This is a genomic window from Alteromonas sp. S005, assembly GCF_036864475.1.
Taxonomy (GTDB): Bacteria; Pseudomonadota; Gammaproteobacteria; order Enterobacterales; family Alteromonadaceae; genus Alteromonas.
The window spans coordinates 218,798-234,240 of the sequence record NZ_JAZETN010000005.1; the positions used below are offsets into that span (position 1 = coordinate 218,798).

A 15,443-nucleotide genomic window follows, 5' to 3' on the forward strand; every position below is an offset into this window, starting at 1 on the left:
TCGAAAGGTTAAACATTCAAAAGCGACTGTGAAGTAACGAGTACATAATGGCGAACCCAAGTTTTGTTTATAACCCACCGATGACACCTTATCTTGATATTTTGTATCAAGATGAGGATATGGTGGTTGCGCATAAACCTAGCGGGCTATTGAGCGTTCCGGGCAAAGCATTAGAGCACCGCGACTCGCTGATCAGCCGGGTGAACCGTGTGTATCCCACCGCCACAGTAGTGCATCGCTTAGACATGGCGACTTCGGGTATTTTGGTGCTGGCGCTTAATAAAGATAGTCATCGCCATATCTCGAAACAGTTTGAGCTACGTCAAACTAAAAAGCGTTACTTCGCCCGAGTTCATGGACATGTAGAACAAGACCGCGGAGAAGTTAACCTTCCTCTTATTTGCGACTGGCCAAACAGGCCAAAGCAAATGGTAGACTTCGAGCGCGGTAAAAAAGCCGTAACGCACTATGACGTTGTCGAACGTACCCATGATGAAAAAGGTTTGCCCTACTCTTTAGTTGCCCTCTACCCTATCACAGGTCGATCTCACCAACTTCGCGTGCATATGCTTGCCTTAGGCCACCCTATTTTGGGGGATAGACTCTATGCCCATGAAGAAGCGTTATCTATGGCGCCTCGTTTACAGCTCCATGCTGAAAGCTTGAGTTTTACGCACCCGACACTTGGGCATTGGCAGCACTTTAATGTCGCCATCCCTTTTAGTCCGTTTCGCCCAAAGCCACTGTCAGAAAGTATTGAGTAACGTTTTAACGCTACTCAATTTTATCAATAGACTTCATTTTAGTTTTAAAGCAACCTGCCGATAACTCTGCTAGAACGATTTAGTTTTTTAATTGATGTGATACGGGCAAAGCTGTCCGTATCGGGGTGATAGCTAAAGGCAAACCACTTTTTATGAAAAGGCACGCTCTCCTTTTAATCTTTGCAATGGTTGTTTCGCTGCTGCCGATGACGGCTCACTGCGACTTTTTCAGGGATGTCAGGAATGCTTATCTCCCCGGCGAAGTAAAAGCGCTTATGATAGGTGAAATGGAAGCCCCACTCATTGAAGTTGAGGCAAGAACACCACTTCCCTTAGGTGTTGCTATTGTGCTCACTGAACCCTTTCCATCTAGCCTGACTCTTGCTCAAGGCAACAGCTTGGCGAGCATGCTTGCTGAGAAAGGGTGGAACGTGGTTATTAGCCCATTTAATTTGCCGATTAACTCACCATCAACTTTAAATACTGAAGAGCAAACGAGTGAGTCGCAGCAAGAAAACCTAACACCATCGATAGGTAGCAAACAGATGGTTCATCCTAGAAGTAACCAGTTGACTCAGTACCTTGATTTTGAATCAACAACGACTGCGCTAGCGCTTCAACTCAATGCTTTAGATAACTATTTACAAGACAGAACAGGTTATCGCATGGTCATTGCGCAGGGTATGCTTGCAGCGGCCTATTTGTCTGCAATAGAAGTGCAGCCCAATTTCCAGCCTGATACCTTTGTTGCTATTTCGCCGTTTTGGCCGCAAGAAGAAACCAACAATTTGGTAATTGATACGATAGCGAAAGCCAACTTTCCCATTCTTGATTTGTCCTTAAGCAACTTTAACGATTGGGAATCACGCACGGCGATAAGAAGAAAGGTTCGCGCAAAAAACGAGCTAAAGTTGCATTATAGACAAGTCGTCCTACCAAATAATTCTTTAACCTTTAGTATAAAGTTGATTGAAAAAAGCCCTAATATTCATATGGTTGCAAATAGCACCATAGGCTGGACCAGGCATCTAGGCTGGTAATTTTTTCTTCTTGATATTACGCTAAATTAACATCCAAAACAGTGACCTACCCATAATAAGATAAATATCGGGGTATTGAAGTTATTGGTAACGATGTAATGGACTATACTAATTTTAGCAGACAGAGACGGTTGAGTTACTCGTGAATGTTCAGAATTTTGTAGATAACAAAGCAAAACAGCTGTGTTTCTATTTGAGAGCATTTTGGCAGGGAGAGCTTCCTATCGAAGAGATCGAGCTATTCTTTTGGGATAGTATGGAAGAATGGGGTCAAGTTGAATGCACATTGACCCAGCCATATACGCAAAAGGAACGTGTTTTTTGGCATTTGCTTCACCAAGTGCATTACTGGAATGAAGATAAACTCACGAAAGACCAGTTTCTTGTTGATGAGTTAACAAACTGCGTTAACTTCCTAGAGGGTTTGGGACACTGCCCTCTAGACTGTGTTGGAATACGCCCATAACTCCGTTATTTTCACGGCGTTTGACCGCATATCACCGACTTCTACTCTTTTCTAAATCATTCATAATGCCTTCACAGTTTTATTGCTAAACACCCTGGTTCATGGCTCAATACACTTTTGAGTTACCGCTTAAGGCCGAAGTATTGCTTACTGCATTAAAAACATTCAATGACAAACGCTATCTCACGATTTTTCTATTTGGCATTTCCAGTGGTTTTCCTTGGATCATGATAGGTTCAGTGTTATCGGCTTGGCTAAAAGATGAAGGTTTATCGCGCTCGGCTATTGGACTTTTCGGCATAATCTTCGCTACCTATTCATTTAATTTTCTATGGTCGCCTCTTGTCGATAAGCTTAAGCCTCCAATGTTAGGGCAAAGACGCGGCTGGATCTTCTTAATGCAATGCGGTGTTGTTTTGCTCTGTTTGGCTATGTCACAGCTTACCGCAGACAATGACTTATTTTACGTCGCCTTAATTGGTTTATTAATTGCCATTGCTTCTGCCACCCAAGATATTGCTATTGATGGCTTTCGTATTGATTGCATTGAAAAAGAAGATAAAGATGGTATGTCTGCTGCCTCGTCAGTAGCAACAGCTGGATGGTGGACGGGTTATGGAGGTCTTGGAGCTATCCCCTTTTTCTTAGCAGACCTTACTTCTTGGGCATGGCCAGACATTTACTTATTGCTTGGCGCAATTATGGCCTCGTTAGCAATAGCTACCTGCTTTGCCAATGAACCCGCTGTTAATAGAGAGGCCTTGCTTGAACAGGTAACGGATTTAAACGCAAATAGCTCTGCATTAATTAACTGGATAAGAACAACACTAATTACACCATTTTCCGAGTTCTTTAACCGCAATGGCATCAAGCTGGCCGCTTCATTCTTACTGTTTATTTTTCTTTTTAAAATTGGCGAGGCGTTTTTAGGTCGTATGAGCATTGTCTTTTATAAGGAAGTCGGCTTTTCCAATAGCGATATTGCCACTTACTCAAAGTTACTAAACTGGTGGGTAACCATAATATTCTCTCTACTTGGTGGATTAGTAAACATTCGCTACGGCATTTATCGAGGGTTGATGATTGCAGGTGTTGCTATGGCGGCTTCAAACCTTCTCTTTGCTCTTATCGCACAAACCGGCCCATCGACCTCACTGCTAGCCATCACTGTCGTTGTCGACGGCTTTACCGGCGCGTGGAGTACTGTTGCCATGGTCGCCTTTATATCGCTCTTGTGTAACCGCGCTTTTAGTGCAACTCAATATGCACTTATGGCCTCATTAAGTGTTGCAGGACGAACATTGGTTGCTTCTAGCAGTGGTTTGGTTGTTGACAGTCTTGACGGAAACTGGAGTCTATTTTTCATTTTGACGGCTGTAATGGTGCTCCCAAGCCTTTGCTTTTTATACTCTATTAGGGGTCATATTAAACGCGTTGAAGCGCCATAAATAACGTTCAGTAACATCCACAATACCTCTGTTTCCTTGCAACTTCGCGTCAGTTGCCTACATTTAAAGTAGGCAACTAACGCACACACTTGCAAGGAAGAAAGTTGAGTTCAAACAAGGCTTCGCCCCCACAGCACAAACTATCGTCGAACTCCGCTGCTTATACATTTTCTAAAGCAAGCGTGACTGCTCTTCTTTTTAGTATGATAGTTATGTCAATTTTGCTGGCGCTCATCACCAAACAACAATCTTTCATTACTGACTTGGAGCAACAGAATAATTTAGAAGATAGTCTAATTAGCGCTGAATATCGAATTGACCAACTCAACAGCCAAATGCTAAGCAATAGTGCCACCCACACGGCCCTAGCACACCAGTTACAGGTAACCTATCAAGAGTTGAATAGATATTTACTAGACAAACAGAGGGTCAGCGCCCTTGCTTCCTCCGTTTCTAAAGAAGAGTTTCAAAGCGCGTATAAAAGTTTAAGTAAAGCTACGGCGGAGGAAACAGCTAAGCAAACACGAATATTACTTTATACCCTTGTGGAGTTGCCCCCCACAGAATTAAAGGCCTATATTGATGACGACTTTAGCCTTCTTCCGCTTTTAAAATCCCTAAAAGCCGAAGAAAATGCAGTGCTACTGCGTATTCAAGCACTGCGCGAAAAGATGTTGATAGCTACCCTATTTGGCGCAGTTGCTCTGGCTCTTTGCTATCTTTATGCGTGGCTTTTTACTAGAAACGTACCCAAGAGTTCTCTTCGAAAGCTTAATAAATCAAAGGTAAGGCTTGCTATTGCAGACAATAGTGAGGACTTGCAGGACAGAAAATTTTTGCAGCTTATCAGCCATGAGTTTCGAGCCCCTATTAGCGCCATAATCAGCGCTTTAGAGCTTATACCAAACATGGAAGACCAGAAGGCTAAGTTAATTCAACAGGCCGAGCAATCGAGCTACAGGCTGCTTAATCTAACGAATAACCTTACCGAGATACTCAATAACCATGTAAAGGACGACCTTCAAGTTTCAAAAGTCGACTTAATTAGTTTACTAGACGAATGCATATCGCCTTTTTCAGTAAGAGTTAAAGATAAAAAGCTTGAACTTAACATGCATTGCAGTCATAGCGTTCCAAATTATGCTGAAACCGACGCTATGGCCCTGTCGAAAGTGATAGTAAATATAATGGATAATGCCGTAAAGTTTACGTCGACGGGGCTCATTGACGTGACCGTTACAACGCTTGTAAAAAACAAAAAAGTCTTTCTAGTAATTATTATTAACGACACTGGTATTGGCATTGATGAACAAACCCAAAAACGCATGTTCGAGCGCTTTTACCGGGGAGAACATTCACAAAGTCAGCGCTACCCAGGGGCGGGAATTGGCCTGTCCGTGGCTAAGCGCAGCCTTGATAAACTTGGCGGTACTTTACAGGTTAACAGTACTCTAGGCGTCGGTTCCGAATTTAAAATATCACTACCAATTAAACCCTTAGAAGACTCGCCGTCGGTAACATCGACACCTTCTAATGCCAAGTTTGCCATTGTCGACGACTTAGAAATATCAAGGCTATACCTACAGTCTATAGTCACGAAAGAAGGCTTTAGCGTTCGCACATTTTCATCTGGCGCCAACCTTTTAAACCTTCACGATGAACTGCTTCAGTTCTCCGGTATCATCGCCGATCTTTATATGTCAGGAATGAATGGCTTAGAACTAATTAAGACACTCAAAGCTATTTACGGAGAACGCGTACCGCCGGTTATCGTATTGTCAGCTACGCCGGATATCGCCAATATTATCGCCAAAAGCGAATTGCCTATATTCCAAAGCTTTGTAAAACCTATTGACAGAAACCGGTTTGTCGATGCTATACACCAGCTTTCAGGTAGTAAAACACAGACCGTCAAAGCCTTGACCAAAGCAAACATTTTAGTGGTAGAGGATGAGCCAATAAATGCAGAAATGCTGGAATACATGCTAAACAGTATGGGTCACGATGTTACCGTAAGCTACACAGGCGATGACGCCATAGGTCGAGTAAACGAGACAGCCTATGACTGTATATTGCTCGATATCAATCTGCCTGATATAAACGGCCTGGAAGTGGCGAATATTATAAAGGAAGGGTTCCCTGACCTCCCTATCATTGCGCTTACCGCCAACGCCCATAGAAACGATAAAGAGGCCTCGTTGAAAGCAGGCATTCGATATCACCTCGTGAAGCCTGTTACCTTTCAAGAACTCAAAAATACCTTAGATCTTACACTCGTTTAGAAGGTATTTTTTAAGTGTAGATACGATACTGATTTCGACCGTTTTCTTTCGCCTCATAAAGCGCCTGATCGGCACATTCAAGCCATGCCATCGCGCCTTTAAAGTCGGGAGAGAACTGGGCAAGCCCTAGGCTTACAGTAAAGCTTATCGACTCGCCTTCATGCTCAACCACTAACCGCTGTGCCAATTGACGAATTCGCTCGGCTACTGCTTTTGCATCATTTACCGTTGAATCGTTTAGGATAATAGCAAACTCTTCACCGCCGTAGCGTCCAGCAAGATCAGTTTCCCGCACACAGCGTTTAATCAGTGCTGCGAGCATTTTTATAACTTTGTCTCCCGCCTGGTGGCCGTAGGTGTCGTTGATGCGTTTAAAATGATCGATATCAAGCATAAGTGCGGTACTGGGCTTATCTCGCCGAACGCATAACTTGTGCATTTCATCAAACCGTTCTTGCCAATAGCGACGGTTGAATAGCCCTGTTAGGCCATCTACTCGACTTGCTGTTTTCAACTCTTCGTTAAGATGCTCCATTCCAAGCTTGCCTAGGGCCTGTTCGGTAACATCGTAAACCAGCATACAAAATCGCTCTACGCGCCCGCTTTTATCCACTATAGGGAATATGGTCACGTTTTGATACATAAACTCAGCGGCACAAGTGACCGGTCGGTTACAATCAAATTTTAATAAATAAGGGCGCTGCTCCCAGATGATAAATACAGGACTATTCAAGTTAAATACAGGGTCAACTTTAGTTCTGAGCCACTTCTCTTCTATTTCTGGAAAGTGAGAAAACAAGCTAGTTCCAATAATAGCGTTTGCTTTTTTGGCGCTATGGTTCTCAAGAAATTTATTCCAGACCTGCACGTTGAAGTTGCGATCAATTACCGCAATCCCTACTTCTATTGAATCGAGCAATTCTGCAGGAACGTGAGACGAACTAACGTGGTCGCTGACAGCGAGTTCACTAGTTGAAGCATTCATAGACTTCCCTTGTCTTGTTTTATAAAGCCATCATCGAACAGACGCGCATAAACCTGATTCATAGCATCGCCGGGGAACAACAATAAAAGATCGAAGGAAATATCTCTCGACTTTATCGCATAGCCAATCTCAATGGCCATTAGTTTTCCCCAGCGCTGGACGTTATCACTCAAAAGCGTTGATAAGCCTTGGTGCTGCCCGAGTAAGATAGGATGCGTATGACTAAACGCAACGTTGAGCTGCTCTGATAAGCCATTTAAACAAGCACCGATTAGAATATTCGACACATCCATTAGCGCTTCTAGGGCAAGCTTATCTGACGACGCAGACGATGGGTATTTCAACAGCTCAACAATATTTTGCGTATTTGTGTCGTTAAAAATAACCAGGGCTTCTCCACTTATACCTTCGCTAATAAACCCTTTTGAAACCGCAGAAACGCTGTCATTACGATTAATCTCGGCAATGGCCATAGACAGTTCGTTGCTTTCAATTAAGTTTACATTAGGTATGGGTAAGTCAATAAACTCACCTAGCAGCTGGGCTAAATTTTCTCCTGCACGCCCCATGGCAATATTCACCATTTCACGGCATGCGTCTAACTGCTCTTCTTTACTCGTTGGGCTCTTGGCTCTAGGTGAACTTGACTCACTTTGCCCCTGCGCCTTTTTTAAACTGGCCCCTGAAGAATGGCTCTCACCGCTATAGATGCCGTAGGAAGATAAGATATGGCTGAGTTTTTCATTATCGATTGGTTTTCGAATGAAATCTAATGCACCGAGGGCAAGCATTTTTTCCCGCGCTTGCGCCTGAACATCACCGGACACTACCACCACTAAGCAAGGCAAATCCTGCTGACGAATGGCTTCCATGGTTTGGTAGCCATCCATTACCGGCATGTTTAAATCGAGGAAAACCACATCACCTTTTCCTTCTCGGATAAAAGCTAGGGCCTGTTCGCCATTCTCGGCAAAGGAAATATCTACATCCCACCCATCGGGTAAACTGCGCGCCATTTGCCGCCTTGCGAAGCCCGAGTCATCGCAAATTAATATTGGAGTACTCATGGTAACTCCTTAAATAGCAACTGGGGCTTTAATATGTGGGTGAGACTGGTAATTCTTCAGCGTAAAGTCATCGTATGAAAAACCAAAGATATCTTTAATATCTGGGTTAATTTCCATGGTTGGACGGGCAAAAGGTTCGCGACCAAGCTGCAATTCTACCTGTTCAAGATGATTAGAATACAAGTGCGCATCGCCTAGCGTATGAATAAAATCACCCGGCTCTAGATCGCATACTTGGGCAATCATCATGGTAAGCAGTGCATAACTTGCAATGTTAAACGGAACACCAAGAAAGATATCACCGCTACGTTGGTACAGCTGACAGCTTAGCTTGCCCTCTAAAACGTAAAATTGAAAAAGCGTGTGGCAAGGGGGTAGCGCCTGTTTGCCCATTGCCGCATTTTCCTTTGGTGAATAGCTAGTATCAGGTAAGACTGCGGGGTTCCAGCCGCTAACGATAAGACGACGTGAATCAGGGTTATTTTTAATTTGCTCTACCACTTCGGCAATTTGGTCAACCGAGGTACCGTCACCGCGATCCCAACTACGCCATTGATGGCCATATACAGGACCAAGCTCGCCTTCATCGGTAGCCCATTCATCCCAAATCTTTACGCCATGCTCTTTTAAATAAGCAATATTTGTTTCGCCTTTCAAGAACCAAAGTAGTTCGTGAATGATCGATTTAAGGTGACACTTCTTTGTTGTCACCAAAGGAAAACCTTCCTGTAGATTAAAGCGCATCTGATACCCGAATACACTTAACGTACCTGTACCAGTTCGATCTTCCTTTTTCACACCCGTATCACGTACATGGCGCATTAGAGCGAGATATTCTTTCATCGTTATTCTTATATTTTTTGCTGTTCAACATGGTCTTTTCCGCGCATGTAAGCACGGACTATCAATCCTATTCCTAAAGCTATCATAGGTAAACAAAGAAGTTGCCCCTGGCTTAGGCCCATTTGATATAAGCCAATATGTGCGTCGGGTTCTCTGAAATACTCAACAATAAATCGGAAGCTTCCATAACCAAGTAAGAATAAACCACTCACCGCCCCTACTGGGCGCTTCTTGGCAGAGTAAAGCCATAGGATAATAAAGAGCAGAACGCCCTCTAAAGCAAATTCGTACAGCTGAGACGGGTGACGAGGAACATAGCCTGCGTTCGGGAAAATAACAGCCCAAGGCACGTCCGTGGTACGCCCCCATAGCTCTGCGTTTAGGAAGTTGCCGATTCGACCCGCCCCCAAGCCAATGGGCACCAGCGGCGCTACGAAATCCCCTAGACGTAGGAACGTGGTATTCATACACTTTGCGCGCCAAAACAGCGCAGTTAACACCCCTAACAAGCCGCCGTGGAAAGACATTCCACCCGCCCAAATTTTGAATAGATACAGAGGATCATCTAAGAACATGCCAAACTGGTAGAAAAGCACATAGCCGATGCGACCACCTAGAATCACGCCCACAAAGCTCCAAAAAAGCAGGTCGCTTAACTGCTCTCTACTCCAGTTAGTTTGTGATAGGCGCTTTTGAGCCAACAAATACGCGGCGATAAAACCTACCAAATACATCAAGCCATACCAGCGCACACTTAATGGACCGACACTGAAGATAACGGGGTCGATACTGGGGAATACCAGATAACTGCTCTGTTCCATTACTTTATTCAATTCCTAAAATCATTCTAATGCTTACTAAAACAAGCAAGCATGCCAACATCGCTTTTAGCACACGTATATTAACGCGCTGTCCAAGCTTAGCTCCTATGTTTGCGGTAAACATAGAGGTTGCAACAATACCAGCTGTAGCAGGCAGATAAACATAACCCATACTGTATTCTGGTACATCTATCTCACCCCACCCAGCGATAACAAAACTGGTGGTACCAAAAATGGCAATAACTAGCCCGCAAAAAGCGGCACAACCAATAGCCGCGCGTACATTAACACGAAACCACACTAAAGCGGGTACAAGTAATGCGCCACCGCCAATACCCATTAACGCACTTAGCATACCGGCACCTCCACCAACAGTGGCTAACGCCCCTTTTGATGCCTCGTTTTCAGACGCTTTTTGTTTGCCGAAAATCATTTGCAAAGCTATCAATATCACCAGTACGGCGAACACATCTTTTAGTAATTCACCCGAAATATGACTTGCCACCTGTGCACCGGCAATTGCGCCAAACGCAATCCCTAATCCGGTATAAAGCACAACATGACGCTGAATATTACCGAGTTTATAATGTGCTAAAGCCGACGACATACCCGTGAAAATGATGGTAGATAAGGACGTTGCAATAGCGATAGGCATAACCGTTTCGGTGGTCATGCCCAGAAAGTGAATCAGCAAGTACGACAGCGCAGGTACAATAATTAAGCCGCCACCGATGCCCAACATACCTGCAAGAATTCCAACCACTGAACCTAAAATTAGACAGCTGACAACAATTACAACAAGTGGATCCATTTTTTAACCACCTGCTCGGATAAGGCCTCCTAGGCCCTTGGTTTCAAGATACTGATTTAAGTGCACAAAAACTTCGTCTTGGCTAACAGAGGTTAGCGCTAATGAAAGTAGTTGCTTACACTCATCAAGCGTTACTTTTCGAATAAGCCAGTTTATCTTTCTTAAGTTGAAACCATTCATACTCAAGCGTCGGTAACCCATTCCCATTAGCAGCAGGGCCCCTGCCGGCTCCCCCGCTATTTCTCCGCAGATAGTCACCGGTACTTGGTTTTGATTAGCTTTTTGGACCACATCGTAAAGTGCCCCTAATACGGCTGGGTGATAACTGTTGTAGAGCCCCGCCACCCGCGTGTTGTTTCTGTCGACTGCCAAAAGGTACTGGGTTAAGTCATTGCTGCCTACAGAAAAGAAATCAACATGCTTAGCCAGTTGAGGCAGTTGATAAAGTACCGAAGGCACTTCAAGCATAATGCCTAGTTTAGGTTTATTTAGGGTCTGCCCCGATTCTGCTATTTCGTCAGATATCTCATAAAACGCCTGATTGATAAGGCGCTTAGACTCCTGCACTTCAGATACCGTAGATATCATAGGCAGCATAATTTGCAGGTTGCTTAGCCCCACGCTTGCCCGAAGCATTGCGCGAACTTGAACCAAGAATATTTCAGGGTGATCAAGGGTAAGCCGAATACCACGCCAGCCTAAAAAAGGGTTCTCTTCGTTAATCGGGAAATACGGCAGTGGTTTATCGCCCCCCACATCCAAAGTGCGCATGGTAATGGGTAGCGATGGTGCAGCCTCAAGGACCTGGCGATATAGCTTTACCTGCTCTTGTTCCGAGGGGAATCGCTCGCGAAGCATAAAAGGAATTTCTGTACGGTACAAACCAACGCCAGCCCCAATCTGCTCGGCGTTTAGCTCTACTTCAGCAGAAAGGCCCGCGTTGATGTAAAGTGACATTCTACAACCATCAACGCTTTCACAAGGTTTATCTGCCTCTGCGTTTATTTTCTCGGCGATGGCCGACTCTTCATCAATAAGCTGAATAAATTCAGTTTTAATATTGCGCTCTGGCGAAACAATGACTTCCCCAGAATAGCCATCAAGCAGTATTTCTTTGTCTTCAAGTAGTGCTGGTGTGACGTTTTGACAACCCATTACAGCGGGCACGCCCATAGCTCTTGCTAATATGGCCGCGTGAGAGTTGTTAGAACCACGAATGGAAATAATGCCTTTGAGCTTATCTCGCGGAAACTCAGCGAGCATAGGCGCTGACACTTCATCAGCGACTAGAATACTGGGCTCAGTAATGACCTGTTCAGTAACTTTTTGACCGTTCGCTTCATACAAGATGTTAGCTAAGATTCGGTCTGATAAATCGACGATATCAATAGCACGCTCTTGCATGTAAGGGTCGTCCATAGCCTGAAAGCGAGCAGCGTAGCTTTCGACCACCATCTTCAAAGACGACGCAGCATCCCAACCTTGGCGAATTTTTTCTTCTACTTCGCGACCTAAACTGTTGGCATCCAACAGGTGATGATATAGCTGAAAAATTGATTTAACGTCATCAGGTATACCGTCATCTAACCGCTCAGACAAGGCGTCAACATGCCCCCTTGTTACCTCAACACCTTTGCGGTAAAGCTGAATTTGATCTTGCGGCGACTGCGTGCGTTTTACCACCCAGTTTTTGAGGTTGATAGACTTATCGGGTGAGACCCCTTTACCAATAGCCAAACCAGGCGAGCCTGCAATACCTCTTACATTTTTCTGCCGTGCCGTATTGTCGTTTGAGTTTGATAAGGTCAATGCGCCACGTATATCGGCATTGGTGATCTCTAGCGCTAGCTGTGCAGCAAGGGTAACTAAAAACGCCTCTTCATCTTCGCTAAAGCGTCGCATTTGGGATTGCTGAAGTGTGATAACGCCTAAGACACGCCGCTGGTTGATAATAGGCGTTCCTAAAAAGGCATTGTACTTTTCTTCTTTTACTTCGGGGTAATGTTTAAATCGTGGGTGGTTGTGCGCGTTTACGATATTTAGCGGTTCTTCACGTTGACCAACTAAACCTATAAGGCCTTCTGAAAAACCAATGCGAACTTGTTCTACCGCATCGGGGTGCAGACCATCCGTCGCTTTTAGGATAAATTCTTGCGTGTCGTAGTCAGCAAGGTAAATTGAGCATGAGTCTACACTAAGGGTGTGCTTTACACGTGACGCGAGCTTAAACAAAGCGGTATCGAGCGCAGGAATTTGATTCATTTCCTGCACGATACGTTTCAATGTGGTTAACATTGCGCCTTGTTGGCTCTGAGGGCTCACCGGTTTATCCTTGTGTAATTGCAGTTTGCTCGTCGCTTACTGTTGCACATCGCTACCTTTGACACCTTCACTACCTTTGCTGCCTTTGCCACTTTCACCGATTTATACCTTTGACCGTTAACCGCGCCTGCGTTTTTTCCCGCGCTTGTGCGGAGCTACGTTTTGGCGCTGCTGAGGTCGATGTTGCGCAGACATAACTACAGGCGAGAACTCTTTCATTACTCGTCTGTAGACGTCTCGTTTGAACGATACAACATTTCTAATGGGATACCAGTAGCTTACCCACCTCCAGTCATCAAATTCAGGATGACCTGTTTTAAGCACATTAACATCGCGGTCGTTGCAATCTAGCTGCAACAAGAACCATTTTTGTTTTTGCCCTATACAAACAGGGTTGCTGCCTTGTCGAATTAATCGCTTTGGTAGCTTATATCTAAGCCAGTTACGGGTAACACTCAAAATGGTGACATCTTTCGGTGTCAATCCTACTTCTTCGTGAAGCTCGCGGTACATAGCTTGTTCAGCAGATTCCCCTTCATCAATTCCGCCTTGAGGGAACTGCCATGAATGTTGACCATAACGTCTTGCCCAAAATATTTGACCCATTTTGTTGCAAATCACTATGCCCACATTCGCACGGAATCCATCGGCATCTATCACATAGACTCCCGGGCACACTATCTTGTATATGTTTTCATTCTTCCACAAACTATGCTCCAATCATAGTCTTAATGTTCGCCTTCGCTTTCAAACAGGAAATTAACCACCTTATGCAACCTCCTTCATCGCCTCCATCTTCGCCAGACGCCCTTTTGGCACGATGTCACGCTATCGCGGGTTTAACCTTAGGAGAACTGGCTGATATGGCCAATGTTGCCATTCCTGTTAATTTACAGCGCCACAAAGGGTGGCCGGGTATGCTTATTGAGAAGTGGTTGGGCGCGAGCGCGGGCTCTAAGCCTCAGCAGGACTTTCCTGAATTAGGCATAGAACTTAAAACCATACCCATTGACGTAAACTTTTCACCTCTAGAAACCACCTATGTTTGTTTTGCGCCCCTCTTAATGGCGCCGGGTATCACGTGGGAAGCTTCGAATGTGCGAAACAAGCTACAGCAGGTGTTGTGGCTACCCATTGAAGGTGATAGAGCCATTCCTTTAGCCCATCGACGAGTAGCAACTGGGTTTTACTGGCGTCCAAACCAGCATGAAGACGCAATGCTCAGACACGACTGGGAAGAGTTAGTAGAACAAATCGCTACGGGGCAAGTAGAGTCTATTACCTCTCGACAAGGCGAAGCACTTCACATTCGCCCCAAAGCGGCTAACGGTAAAGTGCTTACCGATGCATTAGGGCCAGAAGGCCAGCGTATTAAAACTCGCCCTAGAGGGTTTTACTTGCGCAAAACCTTTACCCACCAAATACTGCGCAATGCGTTTGGTATGTAAAGTAAGCGTTGCAAACTGAAAACCTTCTTCACTTTGTAGGCGCATTGTTCAAATGTTTTACAAGGTATTCGCTTAAGAACTTTTCTGAGTTAACGCCAAGACGTTTCGCCACAGCTTCTAATTTGGCATCGCTATGGAGCAGCACTTTTTTCGCATACTCCAGGCGGTAGTGGAATATAAACCGCCTGAAGTTTTTCTTCTCAGTAAGCTGAAGCGCAATAGCGAAAGATGTAGGGTCGATATCCGCCCCTTTGCAAAACTCACTTAGCGTAAGAAAGCGGGTTTTATAGGCCTTTGACTCTATGGTATAGCGCTCCGCTTTAGAAATAATACTGCTTATTTCATAGGGTGTGGCTTTACCTTCATCCAGTCGCTCGTAGTTCAATGGCGACGGCGCCGTTCGACGAATAAAGGTCAATGAAAACAATACCACTAACAGTGCACAACCAATCATTAAGTGATGAAAGCTTTCCCAAAAAGGTACGGGGAAAAAACCAAAGGTTGCGGCAGTAACAAGTAAAATACTCATAAAGGCTACCCCAACCAAACTTCCCATTACACCGGCAAGTTTAGGCATTCTTAAGTTTTTAATGTCCACCGCCTGCTCAGGTAAATGTCTATGATACATTTGAATGTGTTCGGTAATAAGAATGCCAATAAGTAACACACTAAAGCCGGTTAAAAGCGAGGCAAAATAGGCAGGCCATAACAGTAAAGGCTCGCCATTTGGCGACGATGAAAGCCATTGCTGTTTATCATTCACCGATATGAGAAGCACAGTACACTGAAAAAAAGCCGTTACCACAGTAGGCCACCACAGCCGCTTTCTTGCCGTGGGATAAGCTAATAACATGGGCTTTATGGCACGATAACAACAAGTAATTGCGATTACTGCAAATACGTCTGATAAACCATACAAGATAGCTAAAGAGCTCGCGTGTGCTATTCGCAGCCATTCATCTAGCATAAATAGTGGCCAGCAAACAAAGGCACCAACTAGCCAGCGCATGCTGTTTAAATTTACTTTCTGAACGAACAGACGGGCAAAACAAAAAATATAAACGCCTAGTAGCGAATATAGAAAATAATCATAGTAGCTTGAAGTCATCAGCGCCCTCCTTCCCTGAGATAAAATTTGCTAATGCA

General features: G+C 44.6%; 14 protein-coding genes. 6 read left to right on the plus strand and 8 right to left on the minus strand.

The window, feature by feature from the left end; all coding sequences use genetic code 11:
• Positions 1 to 47 precede the first annotated feature (47 nt).
• The 5 genes from rluA to V7R55_RS08950 all read left to right on the plus strand — a co-directional run bounded on the left by rluA (position 48) and on the right by V7R55_RS08950 (position 6,000).
• Entirely contained in the window at positions 48 to 764 is a 717-nt protein-coding gene (rluA, locus tag V7R55_RS08930) for a bifunctional tRNA pseudouridine(32) synthase/23S rRNA pseudouridine(746) synthase RluA (protein WP_334059156.1), read from the plus strand.
• Positions 765 to 916: 152 nt separating this feature from the next.
• Positions 917 to 1,804 (plus strand): DUF3530 domain-containing protein, encoded by an 888-nt coding sequence (locus V7R55_RS08935; RefSeq protein ID WP_334059157.1) that lies wholly within the window; start codon positions 917 to 919, stop codon positions 1,802 to 1,804.
• Positions 1,805 to 1,946: 142 nt separating this feature from the next.
• Complete coding sequence (locus V7R55_RS08940) at positions 1,947 to 2,270, plus strand: hypothetical protein (protein WP_334059158.1); 324 nt, start codon at positions 1,947 to 1,949, stop codon at positions 2,268 to 2,270.
• A 101-nt stretch (positions 2,271 to 2,371) separates the two neighbouring features.
• Entirely contained in the window at positions 2,372 to 3,718 is a 1,347-nt protein-coding gene (locus V7R55_RS08945) for an AmpG family muropeptide MFS transporter (RefSeq protein WP_334059159.1), read from the plus strand.
• A 212-nt stretch (positions 3,719 to 3,930) separates the two neighbouring features.
• Positions 3,931 to 6,000, plus strand: coding sequence for a response regulator (locus tag V7R55_RS08950; RefSeq protein WP_334059160.1), 2,070 nt, complete (start codon positions 3,931 to 3,933; stop codon positions 5,998 to 6,000).
• A gap of 10 nt (positions 6,001 to 6,010) precedes the next feature.
• On the opposite strand, the gene V7R55_RS08955 is transcribed toward V7R55_RS08950, so the two are convergent.
• The 7 genes from V7R55_RS08955 to rppH form a co-directional block, all read right to left on the minus strand.
• A complete protein-coding gene (locus tag V7R55_RS08955) occupies positions 6,011 to 6,985 on the minus strand; it encodes a sensor domain-containing diguanylate cyclase (protein ID WP_334059161.1) in 975 nt (324 codons plus the stop codon).
• On the minus strand, positions 6,982 to 8,052 hold the full coding sequence (locus tag V7R55_RS08960; RefSeq protein WP_334059162.1) for a response regulator: 1,071 nt from the start codon (positions 8,050 to 8,052) through the stop codon (positions 6,982 to 6,984). Before V7R55_RS08960 ends, V7R55_RS08955 begins: the two co-directional genes overlap by 4 nt.
• Positions 8,053 to 8,061: 9 nt before the next feature.
• Positions 8,062 to 8,895, minus strand: a complete 834-nt coding sequence (locus V7R55_RS08965; protein WP_334059163.1) for a thymidylate synthase — start codon at positions 8,893 to 8,895, stop codon at positions 8,062 to 8,064.
• An 8-nt stretch (positions 8,896 to 8,903) separates the two neighbouring features.
• Positions 8,904 to 9,716 (minus strand): prolipoprotein diacylglyceryl transferase, encoded by an 813-nt coding sequence (gene lgt / locus V7R55_RS08970; RefSeq protein WP_334059164.1) that lies wholly within the window; start codon positions 9,714 to 9,716, stop codon positions 8,904 to 8,906.
• 4 nt (positions 9,717 to 9,720) lie between these two features.
• Positions 9,721 to 10,527, minus strand: a complete 807-nt coding sequence (locus tag V7R55_RS08975) for a sulfite exporter TauE/SafE family protein (RefSeq protein ID WP_334059165.1) — start codon at positions 10,525 to 10,527, stop codon at positions 9,721 to 9,723.
• Between the two features lie 3 nt (positions 10,528 to 10,530).
• Positions 10,531 to 12,822: a phosphoenolpyruvate--protein phosphotransferase gene (ptsP, locus tag V7R55_RS08980; RefSeq protein WP_334059197.1), complete on the minus strand. Its 2,292-nt coding sequence runs from the start codon at positions 12,820 to 12,822 to the stop codon at positions 10,531 to 10,533.
• Positions 12,823 to 12,966: 144 nt separating this feature from the next.
• Positions 12,967 to 13,509, minus strand: coding sequence for an RNA pyrophosphohydrolase (gene rppH, locus V7R55_RS08985; protein WP_334059166.1), 543 nt, complete (start codon positions 13,507 to 13,509; stop codon positions 12,967 to 12,969).
• Positions 13,510 to 13,619: 110 nt separating this feature from the next.
• Here rppH and mutH point away from each other — a divergent pair, with 110 nt between their 5' ends.
• On the plus strand, positions 13,620 to 14,297 hold the full coding sequence (mutH, locus tag V7R55_RS08990) for a DNA mismatch repair endonuclease MutH (protein WP_334059167.1): 678 nt from the start codon (positions 13,620 to 13,622) through the stop codon (positions 14,295 to 14,297).
• A gap of 28 nt (positions 14,298 to 14,325) precedes the next feature.
• Here the strand turns inward: mutH and V7R55_RS08995 are convergent, their stop codons facing one another.
• Positions 14,326 to 15,405, minus strand: coding sequence for a DNA mismatch repair protein (locus V7R55_RS08995; RefSeq protein WP_334059168.1), 1,080 nt, complete (start codon positions 15,403 to 15,405; stop codon positions 14,326 to 14,328).
• Positions 15,406 to 15,443: the final 38 nt, after the last annotated feature.